The following is a 12,785-nucleotide window of genomic DNA, read 5'->3' as shown; positions in this document are numbered from 1 at the left end:
GCCACCCCCGAGGGACCGGGAACGACGAACGACGCCACAACCTCCCGCAACCCGCCCACCCCGCACCCCCATACGGCCCCTCGACAACCCGCTCACCACAACCAACGAGCTCAACGCAGAGAGGTCACACATTCGACAAGCGAACCCTGATTCCCCTCCCGGGGCAACGCCCCAGACCTCCGCCGGCACCCTCCGTGCTCACCCACACACGCCAGAACACACTCGTACTCAGTCAAAACCCAGCAGTTCCCACTCGGCCCCCAGTGCGTCGACCCGCACCGGCACCACCCGCCCGCCGGCCCGCCGTACGACCTCCCGGTGGAAGGGCAGCCCGGGGTCCTCCATGGCGACGGTCGGGCCCTCCAGAACCCGTGTGAGCAGCGCGAGTCCCTGCACGGCCCCGGAGGTGACGACGATCCGCTCGGGCGGCGCGACGACGCCACGGGCCCGCCCGAGATACTCGGCCAGCGCGGTCCGCAGTTCCATACGTCCCAGGGGATCGCCGTAGTCGTACGCGGAGACCGGCGCGGTGGCGACGGCCCGCCGCAGGGCCTTGAGCCAGGCAGCGACGGGGAAGGCTCCGATGTCCGGACTGCCGGGTCGCAGATCGAAAAGCGGCGCACGCGTGCGTGTACCGCTCCGCGACGGTTCGGCTTCGGCCGCGGGCAGGGGAGCGACGACCGTCCCCGATCCCTGCCGGGCGGTCAGGTACCCCTCGGCGATCAACTGGTCGTAGGCCGCCTTCACGGTCCCCCGGGACACACCCAGCTCCTCGGCGAGCCGCCGGGTGGCGGGCAACCGCGCCCCAGGAGCAAGCCGCCCCTCCCGAACGGCATCGCGCAGGGCCCGCTCAAGCCCCGCACGACGCCCTTCGTCAGGGGCCGGCTTTACATGCAGGTCCACTGAACCCACCCAGGGGCGCGAAACTCAACCCTTCAGACCCGCCATCCACGCCTCGACCTCATCGGACCGCCGCGGCAACCCGGACGACAGATTCCGGTTCCCCTCCTCCGTCACCAGGATGTCGTCCTCGATCCGCACCCCGATCCCCCGGTACTCCTCGGGCACGGTCAGATCGTCGGCCTGGAAGTAGAGCCCGGGCTCGACGGTCAGCACCATCCCCGCCTCGAGAACTCCGTCCACATACGACTCCACACGCGCGGCAGCGCAGTCGTGGACGTCCATGCCCAGCATGTGCCCGGTCCCGTGCAGCGTCCACCGCCGCTGGAGCCCCAGCTCGAGGACCCGCTCCACCGGCCCCTCGACAAGACCCCACTCCACGATCCGCTCGGCCAGCACCCGCTGGGCCGCGTCATGGAAGTCCCGGTACTTCGCGCCCGGCTTCACGGCCGCGATCCCGGCCTCCTGGGCGTCGTACACGGCGTCGTAGATCTTCTTCTGGATCTCGTTGAAGCGGCCGTTGACCGGCAGCGTGCGCGTGACGTCGGCGGTGTAGTACGTGTGCGTCTCGACGCCCGCGTCGAGGAGCAGGAGGTCACCGGAGCGCACCGGTCCGTCGTTGCGCACCCAGTGCAGCGTGCACGCGTGCGGCCCGGCCGCGGCGATCGTGCCGTAGCCGACGTCGTTGCCCTCGACGCGCGCGCGGAGGAAGAACGTGCCCTCGATGTAGCGCTCGGAGGTGGCCTCGGCCTTGTCGAGGACCTTGACCACGTCCTCGAAGCCCCGCACCGTCGAGTCGACGGCCTTCTGGAGCTCCCCGATCTCGAACTCGTCCTTGACGAGCCGCGCCTCGGACAGGAAGACCCGCAGCTCCTCGTCCCGCTCGGCGGTGACCTTGTCGGTCAGCGCGGCCTCGATGCCGGCGTCGTAGCCCCGTACGACCCGGACCGGACCGGTGGCCTCGCGCAGCGCGTCGGCGAGCTCGCGCACGTCGGAGACGGGGACGCCGTACAGCTTCTCCGACTCGGTCAGCGAGTGCCGCCGCCCGACCCACAGCTCACCCTGCCCCGACAGCCAGAACTCGCCGTTCTCGCGGTCGGAACGCGGCAGCAGGTACAGCGTGGCGGTGTGGCCGCCGGAGACGGGCTCCAGCACGAGCACGCCGTCCTCGGTCTGGTTGCCGGTGAGGTACGCGTACTCGACGGAGGCCCGGAAGGGGTAGTCGGTGTCGTTGGAGCGGGTCTTCAGATTGCCCGCGGGGATCACCAGGCGCTCACCCGGGAACCGCGCGGACAGCGCGGCACGGCGGGCCGCGGTCTCGGCGGCCTGGGCGATCGGCTCCAGATCGTGCAGCTCGGTGTCGGCCCAACCGGACTTCATGCTCTCTGCCAGCTCCTCGGAGACGCCCGGGTAGAGGCCGTTCTTCCGCTTCTTGATCGGCTCTTCGGACTCATCTTCCGGGGTCGCCGGGGTGAGCTCTTCGGCCACGGTCATCCTCCTACGAAACGGCACTGGACCCCCTCCATCGTACGGTCGTACGGAAGGGGGCCCAGGGGCCTTGGGCCTGTTACACCCCGCTACTCGAAATGCGCGGCGAGCAACACGACGTCCTCCTCCGAGTCCGTCGCGTCCAGCCCGTCCGGCAGCACCGTCCGCAGCACATGGTCGGCGACGGCGTCGGGGTCGCCGCGCAACGCCCTCGGCACCCCGGCCGCCGCCGCGTGCAGGCGCGCGAAGGCGCGGTCGGTGGGGTCGCCGGTGCGGTGCAGCAGCCCGTCGGTGTACAGCAGAACCGTCTCTCCCGGCTCGGCGCTCAGCTCCACGCTCGGCGCCTCCCAGCAGGCGAGCATGCCGAGCGGCGCGGACACGGACGTCTCCACGAACTCGGTGCGCCGCTCGCCGATCAGCAGCGGCGGGCAGTGCCCGGCGCCGGCCAGCGTGATCTTGCGCAGCGCGGGCTCGCAGAAGGCGAACAGGGCGGTGGCGGAACGGGCCGGTTCGGTCAGCCGGAGCAGCAGCTCCAGATCGGACAGGACCGCGACCGGGTCCTCGCCCTCCATCACGGCATACGCCCGCAGCGAGGCTCTGAGGCGGCCCATCGCGGCGATCGCGCTCGCGCCGCTGCCGGTCACCGAACCGACCGCGAGCCCGAGGGCCGCGTCCGGCAGCGGCAGTGCGTCGTACCAGTCGCCGCCGCCGCGCGGGCCGGTGCGGTGCCGGGCGGCGAGCCGGACCCCGGCGACGCGGGGGAGCCGGGACGGCAGCAGCTCCTCCGCCATCGTCGCCATGCACGCGCGCGTGCGCTCGACCTCGAGGAGCCGGGCCAGGTGCTCGGTGGCGTAGCGGACGTACAGGCCGACGAGGTGGCGCCGGCGCTCGGAGGGTTCGGCGGGCTCGTCGTAGAGCCACACGGCGGCACCGAGGCGGCCGGCGTCGTCGGTGGACAGGGGGAGCGCGTAGCAGGCCGCGTAGCCGAGGCGGGCGGCCACCTCGCGGTGGCGCGGGTCGAGACCGTCCTCGGCGAGCAGGTCGGGCTCGGCGATCTCGCCGTCACCGCCCGGCAGGCCGTCGAGAATGCGGCCGTACGACATGGCGCTGCGCGGCACGGTCTCGATGTGCCCGAGGTCGGCGCGGGCGAGTCCGAGGCCGATGGTGGTGTCGGGGCCGAGTCCGTCGTCCGGTTCGAGGACGACCAGTCCGCGCCGGGCTCCCACCAGGGCGGCTCCGGCGCGCAGGAGTTCCTGGAGGGCGTCGGGGAGGGCGTCCGTGCGGGCGAGGCGTTCGGTGAGTTCGTGCAGGGTCGTCAGGTCGGAGACCCAGCCGGCGAGCCGGTCCTGGAGCAGGGCTCCGGGCGCGTTCGGCGCGGGGACCGAAGGGGGGCCCGGGGCGGCAGGCGCGGGCGCGACAGTGTGTGCGGGTGCGGGAACCGTTGAATCGATTCCAGCCACTTTCGGAGGGTGAGGGGCGTTCATGGCGTCCGGCTTTCCGACCGGTGCGTATTGCTCAAAAGCATCGCAAACCCCCATGTCATTCTGCGCGCTAGCAGTGTCTCCACATGTACACGCACTCGTGAGGGGATGTCCAGCATTGTCCTGCCGGGATTCCTGGTGTCCGTGGGTAACCGGTGGGGAGTGGGTCGGTGGGCGAAGTTGGCTAAAAACTGCCTCGGGTTAAGGTGTATTGAGGTCGACTGGCCTTGCTCCACAGAGCGTCACAGCGGTCGTGATGGGTACGTACTCGGTAAGGACCAGGGGTGGTGCACAGCCACCCGGAACCTGGTGACCGACCCGGGCGTCTTAGCCACCGACGATCGAGCCCCATCCTCCCGTGGCGGAGGCGGAGAGAAATAGCGGGACGGCAAAACGCCAGACTTCGCCACCCCCCGCCACGCCCGCGCTTTTGATAGACGCAGTATGGGGTTCCCCTTGTCTCGGACAAGGGTGTGATGCGCCAACAGGTACGCACAGTGAAGTGATCGACACATGGTGTGATGTGGTCCACGGTGTTGCCAGCGGTGCAACGGAAAGGAACGAGCGCTCATGCGCGAGATCCTCGGAAGGCGACGCAGGCTCCTGTCCCAGCACAGCGACGGAAGGCCTGAATTGCTCGGCGCGGCCCTGACCTTCGCGACGGAATGGCAGTGGCCCGTACTCCCGGGCGTGGCACCGGACCCGGAGGGCCGGGCCCGCTGCGGCTGCCCCGACCCGGAATGCACGGTCCCCGGCGCCCACCCCTTCGACCCGGGCCTGCTCGCGGCCACCACCGACGAGCGCATGGTGCGCTGGTGGTGGACCAACCGCCCGGCCGCGCCGATCGTCCTGGCCACCGGCGGCAGCGCCCCCTGCGCGGTCAGCCTGCCGGCCCTGCCGGCCGCCCGCGCCCTGGCCGCGCTCGACCGCGAGGGCATGCGCCTGGGCCCGGTGGTCGCCGCGCCGACCCGCTGGGCGATCCTCGTCAAGCCGTACTCCATGGAACAGCTGGGCGAACTGCTGTACGCCCAGGACCACGTCCCCGGCTCCCTCCGCTTCCACGGCGAGGGCGGCTACCTCGCCCTGCCCCCGTCCGAGACCGGCCACGGCGACATCACCTGGGAGCGGGCTCCGCTTCCCGGCTCCGCCTCCCCGTGGGTCCCCGACGTCGAGGCCGTGGTGGACGCCGTGGTCGAGGCCCTCACTCGTACGGGTGTGAGCGCACCCGAGTTCTAGGGGTGTCGGGCGCGGGCGGAACCGGGTGCCCGCGTCCGGTCGTTATCGTCCGCTTCATGAACCTTCGTCTGCTCGCCCTGTCCGGTGCCGTGGTGTGCGCGGTCGCGCTGCCGCTGGCCGTGGCCTCCGCGGGACAGGTGGGCGACGGGGGCCGCACGGCCGTACGCGATCTCGTACGTCCGTCCGCGGTGCCCTCCGCCGTACAACCGTCCGCCGAGCCTCCCGCCGCCCGGTCGTCCGCAGACCCTTCCGCGGTACGGCGGTCCCCGGCCGATGACTACAAGGCGCCCCTCGCCGGCGCGGGCCGCTCCCCGCTGCTGCTCGGCCTGGGCCTGGCCACCGCCGCGCGCTGCGGTCCCGAACTGACGTCCCCCGACGGCATCGAGGCGCAGACCTGTGTGCTCACGCAGGGCGAGCAGACCTGGGCGCGCACCTACTACCGCAACGCGACCGGCGCGGCGCTGGACGCCGTCCTCAGCTTCATGGAACCCGGCGGACGCACGGTGCAGCTGCGGTGCCCGGTCGGCGCCGGGGACGAGCCGGACAGCTGCGAGACGCCCAGGGAGCGTACGCAGGGGGCACCGGCCGGCTACACGGCGGTCGCGGAGTTCGCCCGGCGGGGCACTGAACCGCTGCTGCTGCGGGTCGGCAGCAACTCCGGTGAAACCGCGGGCAGTTGACGCGCGGCGGCGTTCCGTAAAGGCTGCCCGGACACAGAAAGACCCGGTTGCTGGCGACGGGGGATGCACCAGCAACCGGGCTATTGGAACCGTAACAAGAGATCGGCCGTTCGCAAATTCCACCGTGCCGCTCCCTGGCTTATTCGGACACCGACTCTCCTTCTTCCGGGGGGAGTTGTGGACGGCGTCGGTGGTTCCGTGAAGGACCTGGTGCGGCTGACCGGTCGGTCAGCCGCACGGGTTTCGTCAACTCAGCGTGACCTGGCGGTTGGTGAGGCCGCCGCGGGCGCGGCGCTCGTCGGCGGTCAGCGGTGCGTCCGTGGCCAGAGCACCCGCGAGGCGCTCGGCGAACTCGGCGGCCGGCTTCTCGACGTCCTCCGCGGTGACCCCGCTCGGCAGGTCCCAGACCGGCACGGTGAGGCCGTGGGCACGGAAGGAACCGACGAGCCGGGTGCCCTCGCCGAGGCTCGACCTCCCGGCCGCATGCAGTCGCGCGAGCGCGTCCAGAAGTTGCTCCTCCGGGTGCGGCATGACCCAGCGCAGGTGGTTTTTGTCCGGGGTCTCGCACCAGTAGGCGGCGTCGACTCCGGTCAGCCGGACGGTCGGGATCGCCGCGGCGTTGGCGCGCTCCAGGGAGGCGGTCACCTCGGGCGTGGCGTTCTCCGCGTCGGGGACCCAGAACTCGAAGCCCTCGTGCACAACTGGCTCGAACGCGCCTTCGGGGTCCAGCAGATCCTGCAGTCGCGGACCGTCGGCGGGAGCCCGCCGGCCCTCGACCGGGGTGCCCGGAGCCGCCGTGAGCGCGCGCTGGAGGGTGTCGGCGAGGTCGCGGCTGATGTCGCCCGACGCCGTGTCGTTCTGCAGGCCCAGCAGCACCGAGCCGTCGTCGCGGCGCAGGGCGGGCCAGGCCATCGGCAGCACCGTGGCCAGCGTGACCGACGGGACGCCCTCGGGGAGGCCGCTCTTGAGGGTCAGCCCGACCGTGGCCGCGGGGACCAGCTCGCGCAGGGCCACCCAGTCGCCCTCGCCGGCCAGGCCCTCGAACGGGCGGTGCACCAGCTCGGTCGCGGCCTGCGCTGCGGCCCGGCCGTGGCAGGCCTTGTAGCGGCGGCCGCTGCCGCACGGGCAGGGTTCGCGGGCGCCGACGACCGGAACCTCCCCGTCCGTGATCTGCGGGCGCTTGGCCTTCGTCTGGGGTCGCTTCTTGGCCATCGTGGCTGTCTCCCGGTTACGGCTCATCTCGTACGGGCGCGAGCCTAGCCGCTTGCGGCGTGGCCGACGGGAGCCTGTGGACAACCACCGGGTGTCCTGCGCGGAGTGTCCTGCGCGGACGCCCGGCCGGGGCCGCCTCAGCCGAGATCGTCGAACGCGTCCGAGTAGTCCAGGTCGGGTATCGCGACCGACGGGGCCACGACCCGTGTGGCGAAGTCGTCGCGGCGGCGGCCGGCGTCCGGATCGTGAACGTCCGCATGGACGACCACCCAGACCGTGACCTCGCCCCGGGCGTCGTCCCTGACACCCCAGTCGTCGGCCAGCGCGGTGATGATGTTCAGCCCGCGGCCGCCGTGCGCGGTGACCGAGGGCGTGGCCGGAGCCGGGCGGGTGGGCCCGCCGCCGTCCGTCACCTCGACCGTGAGCCTGCCGCCCGCGTCCACCCGCCAGGCGGCGCGGACGTCACCGTCCCCGGCCAGGGCGTCGCCCAGCGGGCGGCCGTGTTTGCACGCGTTGCTCAAGAGTTCGGAAAGAATCAGTACGGCGTCGTCGATGACCGATTCCGCCACGCCGCCCCTGCGCAGCTGCACGCGCATACGGTGTCTCGCTTCCCCCACGCCCGCAGGGCCATGGGGTACGGCCATGCTCGACGACGTGGGCACCTCCTGTGCCACCACCAACGCCACCCCCGAGACCTCCTTCGCCCCACGCCACGGTGTGGATGCCCCATTGGCCTGTACCGGAAACCGGCCCGTCACGTTCCGCCGACGCATTCGCCGACGTCGAACACGCACCGAACGCGCCGGGGCACACCCTGTGACGCGGACGACGTCAGCGGCCCAGTCGGTCGAGCACCGCGCGCGGGCGGTTGGTGATGATGGCGTCGACGCCCAGCTCCACGCAGAGGTCCACGTCCTCGGGCTCGTTCACGGTCCACACGTGCACCTGGTGGCCCGCCCGCTTCAGTCGCTCGATGTAACCGGGGTGGTTGCGCACGATCCGGATCGAGGGCCCGGCGATCCCCACCCCCGCGGGCAGCCGGCCGTCCCGCAGCCGGGGCGAGACGAACTGCAGCAGATAGACCGTCGGCAGGGTCGGCGAGGCGGCACGCACGCGATGCAGTGACCGTGCCGAGAAGCTCATGACCCTGATCGGCGACTCGGCGGCGGAGGCGGGGGCGTCCAGGCCGAACCGCTTCAGCAGCGCCAGCAGCCGCTCCTCGACCTGGCCCGCCCAGCGCGTCGGATGCTTGGTCTCGATCGCCATCTCCACCCGCCGCCCCGCGTCTGCGACGAGTTCGAGCAGCCGTTCCAGGGTGAGCACGGAGGTGTCCTCCCGGTCCTCGGGCCGGTACACCCAGTCCGGTTCCTCGTCGCGGGTGCGCCAGAACTCCCGCGTTCTGCGCGAGCCGAAGTCCAGGGCGGCGAGATCGGCGAGCTCCAGGGCCGAGACCGCTCCGCGGCCGTTGGACGTACGGTTGACCCGTCGGTCGTGGACGCACACGAGATGGCCGTCGGCGGTGAGGCGCACATCGCATTCGAGGGCGTCCGCACCGTCCTCGATCGCCTTCCGGTACGCGGCGAGAGTGTGTTCGGGAGCGTCTTCCGAGGCTCCGCGGTGGGCGACGACTTGAGTCAGCTGCTGCCGTGCGTGGGTCACCGCGTCATGGTGCCACCGCTCGGGGGTACGCGTGCGAACGGAGGTATCCAGAGGCGTACGGTTTGCGCCTTATTTGTCTTACATGGCCTATATAAAGAGCAGCCACGGACCCACAGGCACCGCTTATGGTGCCCTGACGGCCTGTGGGAAAAGCTGACGGCATACAAAAGGACATGCACAGCTGACGCACGCCGGACACGAGAGCGGCACGGCCGAGCGTGACCGAGTGCGACCGACAATCGACAGCCGTGGACCGAGGAGAGAAGCTGTGAGCACCGAGAACGAGGGCACCGCGGTACCCCCCGCCCCGTCCGCACCCCCCGTGCCGGTGGACGCTCCCGCGGCTTCGGCACCCCATGCCTCCGACGCGGGCGCCCCCACCACTCCCGTCCCGCCGCACGCCCCCGGCGGCGCACAGGGGCCGGAACTCGTACACGCGGGACCGGCTCCGGCGTACGCCTCGGCGCAGGGCGGTGCCGACGGTGCTCAGCAGGGAGCGGGCGGCGGTGCTCAGCACGGCGCGGGCGGCGCCCCGCAGTACCCCGGCGCCTCCGGCCCCGAGGGCGCCTGGCCCCCGCCGCAGGCACCGGGCACCCCGCTGTACGCCGACGGCGGCGCGGGCGGGGCGGGCGGCGCCTGGGGATCGGGTTACCAGCAGCCCGCTCCGAAGCCGAAGAACGGCCGCGGTGGTCTTGTCGCCGCGATCCTGGTGGCCGCGCTGGTCGCCGGCGGCCTCGGCGGTGGTCTCGGTTACACCCTGGCCAAGAACAACGACAACGGCTCCTCGACGACCCTGTCCGCCTCCGACAGCGGCGGCAGCGTCAAGCGGGACGCGGGCACCGTCGCGGGCGTGGCCCAGAAGGCCCTGCCCAGCACAGTCACCATCGAGGCCGAGTCCACCAACGGCGAGGGCGGCACCGGAACCGGCTTCGTCTTCGACACCCAGGGCCACATCGTCACCAACAACCACGTGGTCGCCGACGCGGTCGACGGCGGCAAACTGACCGCGACCTTCCCGAACGGCAAGAAGTACGACGCCGAGGTGGTCGGCCACGCGCAGGGCTACGACGTGGCGGTCATCAAGCTGAAGAACGCGCCGGGCGACCTCAGGCCGCTCACCCTGGGCAACTCCGACCAGGTGGCGGTCGGTGACTCCACGATCGCGATCGGCGCCCCCTTCGGCCTGTCGAACACCGTCACGACGGGCATCATCAGCGCGAAGAACCGCCCCGTGGCCTCCAGCGACGGCAGCGGCAGCAACGCCTCCTACATGAGCGCGCTGCAGACGGACGCGTCGATCAACCCCGGCAACTCGGGCGGCCCCCTCCTCGACGCGCAGGGCAACGTGATCGGCATCAACTCCGCGATCCAGTCCACCAGCGGCGGCGGCCTCGGCGGCACCAGCCAGTCCGGTTCGATCGGCCTCGGCTTCGCCATCCCGATCAACCAGGCCAAGTACGTCGCCCAGCAGCTCATCAAGACCGGCAAGCCGGTCTACGCCAAGATCGGCGCGTCCGTCTCCCTGGAGGACTCCTCGAACGGCGCGAAGATCACCACCGAGGCCGCGGCGGGCGGCTCCGCACCGATCGAGGCGGGCGGCCCCGCCGCCAAGGCCGGCCTCAAGCCCGGCGACGTCATCACCAAGCTGGACGACCACGTCATCGACTCCGGGCCCACCCTGATCGGCGAGATCTGGACCCACAAGCCCGGCGACAGGGTCAAGGTCACCTACGAGCGAGACGGCCGGACCCACACGGTCGACCTCACCCTCGGCTCCCGCGTCGGCGACAGCTGACCCCGACCCGCCCGACCCGTTACTCTGGTCCCCGCGCCGCGATCACCGACGGCGCGGGGTGGGTTGCCCGAGCGGCCTAAGGGAACGGTCTTGAAAACCGTCGTGGCGCGAGTCACCGTGGGTTCAAATCCCACACCCACCGCGGCAGGTCAGAGAAGTAGCAGGTCAGAGGGCGTGCCCCCGATTCGTAGGCACGCCCTCTCTGCTCACCCTGTCTCACCCCGAATCGGGTGTGTACCGCCTCTGACCAGTGTGTGTGGGCCATATGTGGGCCAGGATCAGTGCTCATCCTCGGCCTGTAGACCCTGCTCGATGAGGCTGTTAGCACGGGCCGATCCGCCCTTGAGGATCTTGGCGTAGAAGCGGTAGAGCACGGTGAGGCTGTGGCCGGCCCCGGCTGGCGTAGGGAGTACGGCACGTCTGCAAGTGCCGTCTCGACTTCGTGCGGGGTCAGAACGGCTTTCCGCGCCTGAGCCCAGACGTCACAGTACTCAGTGGATGTGACCCGACCGCCGCGCGCTGCCCGGAACAGCCGGCCGTCAGGGGCAGCCCCGAACCGTGCGATGTGCGAGCGGACCAGCCGCACGGACACGGGAGGTATCGGTACGGCTCGCACGGTCTTCCGCGCGCGGTGTTTCAGGCCTCGCTGGTCGTGCGACTTGCCGCTGTCGGTCCATCCCGCGCCTACCTCCGGATGGCTCTCCGAGAGCAGCATCTCGCCCCATGCATTGGGCTTGCTCTCCGGTGGGAGGACGAAGTCCTGCTCTCGCAGAGCTATCGCTTCGCCAGGGCGTGTGGCTGCGTAGTAGAACGCTTCCAGGTGTTCGCCCCGAGCCCCAGGTTGGCCACCGCGGTGTTGGTGACAGCCCAGTCGACCGCGAGGAACGGATGGCGGGGCAGCAGGGCGCGCTCCTCAACGGCGTGCCGGAAGGCGTTGCTCAGCACCATGCGCTTGCGGTGTTTTCCGCCGCAGGCTTCCCGTTCAGCAGCTTGGAGAGGGCCGTAAGCGCCGCACGGACGTGCTCCGGTCGTGCGGCTTCGTAGACCTTGAAAGAGTGAGCGGCGGCCCAATCCAGAGCCTCCCGGATCTCCGGAGCAAGACGTAGCCGAATATCCAGATTAGCGAGAGCGAGATGGGCCGCAGCAGTGTCGGTTTTCCTGGCGGTACTCGCAGGTGGCGTGGTACCTGCTGAGGCTGATACCGCGAGTACCAGTGAGGCGCCCATTGCTGGCGAGAATCTGGCTTCTGAGTCGCTGCCCTTGGTACTGGAGGTGACGCCAGGTTCGGACCAGCCGATGGTGAAGCCTGAAACAGAGGTAGCCGACACAACCCTCGCGGCTGCACGAGCAGAAGACTGTGGCACGCCCAGTAGTGATGGCCCCTTCGCCTGCTTTGAGGTTGCATCACCTGGCGATTGGTCAACGCGCGCCAGTGAAGCGGGCAGTTCTGTCGCTAGCGTTGACCCACCTCAGTGGTGCGAGCAAAGCACGGGTACTCGATTGGGTAACCGTACTCAGGTATGTCAGGTGAACGCCGGTACGTACACCACTTACAAAAGGGTTGACGGCGTTGTAACTACAGCTACGGCAACACAGGGATCGGCACTATCGCTCATCAGATCGAGGTCTCTGCCTATGGTGGGTGGGGTGAGGCGCTGAAAGCTTCCGTGAGCGGCCAGGCTACCGCGTCTGGTGAGTGCAACGTGCAAAGCTCCTCTTTCCCTTCGCAGCCTATAATTCCGCTGAACTCCTGGCGGGTTGGTGAGGCGTTCTTCGATACAACCGCCACCAATTCCGGTGACATCGGGACTTGTGCAACGAAGTGGACTGTCACTTTCAGTAATGGCGCCGCGACAACGCCACACCCGCTCGCAGCAATGTTGGATGCGTCGTCCCCTGGTTCCCGTCTCTCATGACCTACAGCGCGGCGAAGGCTCCGAACCTCGTCCGACATGTGACTCTCGCACAAGGTTCCGGTTTGCCCGGTGCAACTTTTGACGATCCTCTGTCGAGGACAACAAACGACCTCATAGTCTCCAGAAATCGCACGGCCGCCTGCTGGGGAACACCCAGCATCTCAGGGAAGAGCTGCGACGAGTACCCGTTTGCCACCACGTACAACGGTGGGGGCTCCCCTCGGCGTAGCTTTAGCGAATGCGATCTACCGAACATACCCTCTGACACGGGGCCGGCCGGCGTAAGCATCTGCATGATCCCTGCGCCCGAGCAACATTATCAGGGAGGAACTAACACTCAATTCTACAGAGCCGAGCGAATGCTCGACGGAGACCCGTTCCGAGTCGGCACCGGAGCCTGAGCTAAGTCGCCGAGTGC

The 12,785-nt window shown here is 70.1% G+C and carries 9 protein-coding genes, 1 tRNA gene and 1 pseudogene; 4 read left to right on the top strand and 7 right to left on the bottom strand.

The genetic code is table 11. The features are described 5' to 3' along the window. Positions 1-237: 237 nt before the first annotated feature. From ACFYZ8_RS35755 to ACFYZ8_RS35745, 3 genes and pseudogenes are all read right to left on the bottom strand, one after another. Positions 238-903, bottom strand: a pseudogene (locus tag ACFYZ8_RS35755) (PLP-dependent aminotransferase family protein); the annotation flags it as partial. A 24-nt stretch (positions 904-927) separates the two neighbouring features. Beyond that, positions 928-2,394 (bottom strand): aminopeptidase P family protein, encoded by a 1,467-nt coding sequence (locus ACFYZ8_RS35750; protein WP_359033929.1) that lies wholly within the window; start codon positions 2,392-2,394, stop codon positions 928-930. Between the two features lie 83 nt (positions 2,395-2,477). Continuing rightward, a complete protein-coding gene (locus ACFYZ8_RS35745; protein ID WP_359033931.1) occupies positions 2,478-3,872 on the bottom strand; it encodes a PP2C family protein-serine/threonine phosphatase in 1,395 nt (464 codons plus the stop codon). A gap of 567 nt (positions 3,873-4,439) precedes the next feature. Here ACFYZ8_RS35745 and ACFYZ8_RS35740 point away from each other — a divergent pair. Together ACFYZ8_RS35740 and ACFYZ8_RS35735 are read left to right on the top strand one after the other, a co-directional pair. Further along, complete coding sequence (locus ACFYZ8_RS35740) at positions 4,440-5,105, top strand: bifunctional DNA primase/polymerase (protein WP_359033933.1); 666 nt, start codon at positions 4,440-4,442, stop codon at positions 5,103-5,105. 56 nt (positions 5,106-5,161) lie between these two features. Then, positions 5,162-5,785, top strand: coding sequence for a hypothetical protein (locus ACFYZ8_RS35735; protein ID WP_359033935.1), 624 nt, complete (start codon positions 5,162-5,164; stop codon positions 5,783-5,785). A 246-nt stretch (positions 5,786-6,031) separates the two neighbouring features. On the opposite strand, the gene ACFYZ8_RS35730 is transcribed toward ACFYZ8_RS35735, so the two are convergent. The 3 genes from ACFYZ8_RS35730 to ACFYZ8_RS35720 form a co-directional block, all read right to left on the bottom strand. Beyond that, entirely contained in the window at positions 6,032-6,997 is a 966-nt protein-coding gene (locus ACFYZ8_RS35730; protein WP_359033937.1) for a DUF5926 family protein, read from the bottom strand. Between the two features lie 137 nt (positions 6,998-7,134). Further along, the gene (locus tag ACFYZ8_RS35725; protein WP_359033939.1) at positions 7,135-7,770 is read right to left on the bottom strand and encodes an ATP-binding protein; all 636 of its coding nucleotides are present in this window, start codon (positions 7,768-7,770) and stop codon (positions 7,135-7,137) included. A 58-nt stretch (positions 7,771-7,828) separates the two neighbouring features. Continuing rightward, positions 7,829-8,656, bottom strand: coding sequence for a glycerophosphodiester phosphodiesterase (locus ACFYZ8_RS35720; protein ID WP_359033941.1), 828 nt, complete (start codon positions 8,654-8,656; stop codon positions 7,829-7,831). Between the two features lie 268 nt (positions 8,657-8,924). Between ACFYZ8_RS35720 and ACFYZ8_RS35715 the strand changes: the two genes are divergently transcribed. Both ACFYZ8_RS35715 and ACFYZ8_RS35710 read left to right on the top strand, forming a co-directional pair. Then, positions 8,925-10,451: a S1C family serine protease gene (locus ACFYZ8_RS35715; RefSeq protein ID WP_388540663.1), complete on the top strand. Its 1,527-nt coding sequence runs from the start codon at positions 8,925-8,927 to the stop codon at positions 10,449-10,451. A 57-nt stretch (positions 10,452-10,508) separates the two neighbouring features. Further along, positions 10,509-10,593, top strand: a tRNA-Ser gene (locus ACFYZ8_RS35710). A gap of 632 nt (positions 10,594-11,225) precedes the next feature. On the opposite strand, the gene ACFYZ8_RS35705 is transcribed toward ACFYZ8_RS35710, so the two are convergent. Next, the gene (locus tag ACFYZ8_RS35705; RefSeq protein WP_388540666.1) at positions 11,226-11,399 is read right to left on the bottom strand and encodes a hypothetical protein; all 174 of its coding nucleotides are present in this window, start codon (positions 11,397-11,399) and stop codon (positions 11,226-11,228) included. Positions 11,400-12,785 lie beyond the last annotated feature (1,386 nt).

This window comes from Streptomyces sp. NPDC001668 (assembly GCF_042893155.1).
Taxonomy (GTDB): Bacteria; Actinomycetota; Actinomycetes; order Streptomycetales; family Streptomycetaceae; genus Streptomyces.
Note: the sequence above shows the minus strand (reverse complement) of the source record. Positions and strands in the feature narration are given on the sequence as shown.

Coding starts and splice junctions, on each gene's coding strand:
- ACFYZ8_RS35745 (WP_359033931.1), bottom strand. CDS start 3,872: ATGAACGCCCCTCACCCTCCGAAAGTGGCTGGAATCGATTCAACGGTT.
- ACFYZ8_RS35750 (WP_359033929.1), bottom strand. CDS start 2,394: ATGACCGTGGCCGAAGAGCTCACCCCGGCGACCCCGGAAGATGAGTCC.
- ACFYZ8_RS35730 (WP_359033937.1), bottom strand. CDS start 6,997: ATGGCCAAGAAGCGACCCCAGACGAAGGCCAAGCGCCCGCAGATCACG.
- ACFYZ8_RS35725 (WP_359033939.1), bottom strand. CDS start 7,770: ATGCGTCGGCGGAACGTGACGGGCCGGTTTCCGGTACAGGCCAATGGG.
- ACFYZ8_RS35740 (WP_359033933.1), top strand. CDS start 4,440: ATGCGCGAGATCCTCGGAAGGCGACGCAGGCTCCTGTCCCAGCACAGC.
- ACFYZ8_RS35735 (WP_359033935.1), top strand. CDS start 5,162: ATGAACCTTCGTCTGCTCGCCCTGTCCGGTGCCGTGGTGTGCGCGGTC.
- ACFYZ8_RS35705 (WP_388540666.1), bottom strand. CDS start 11,399: ATGGTGCTGAGCAACGCCTTCCGGCACGCCGTTGAGGAGCGCGCCCTG.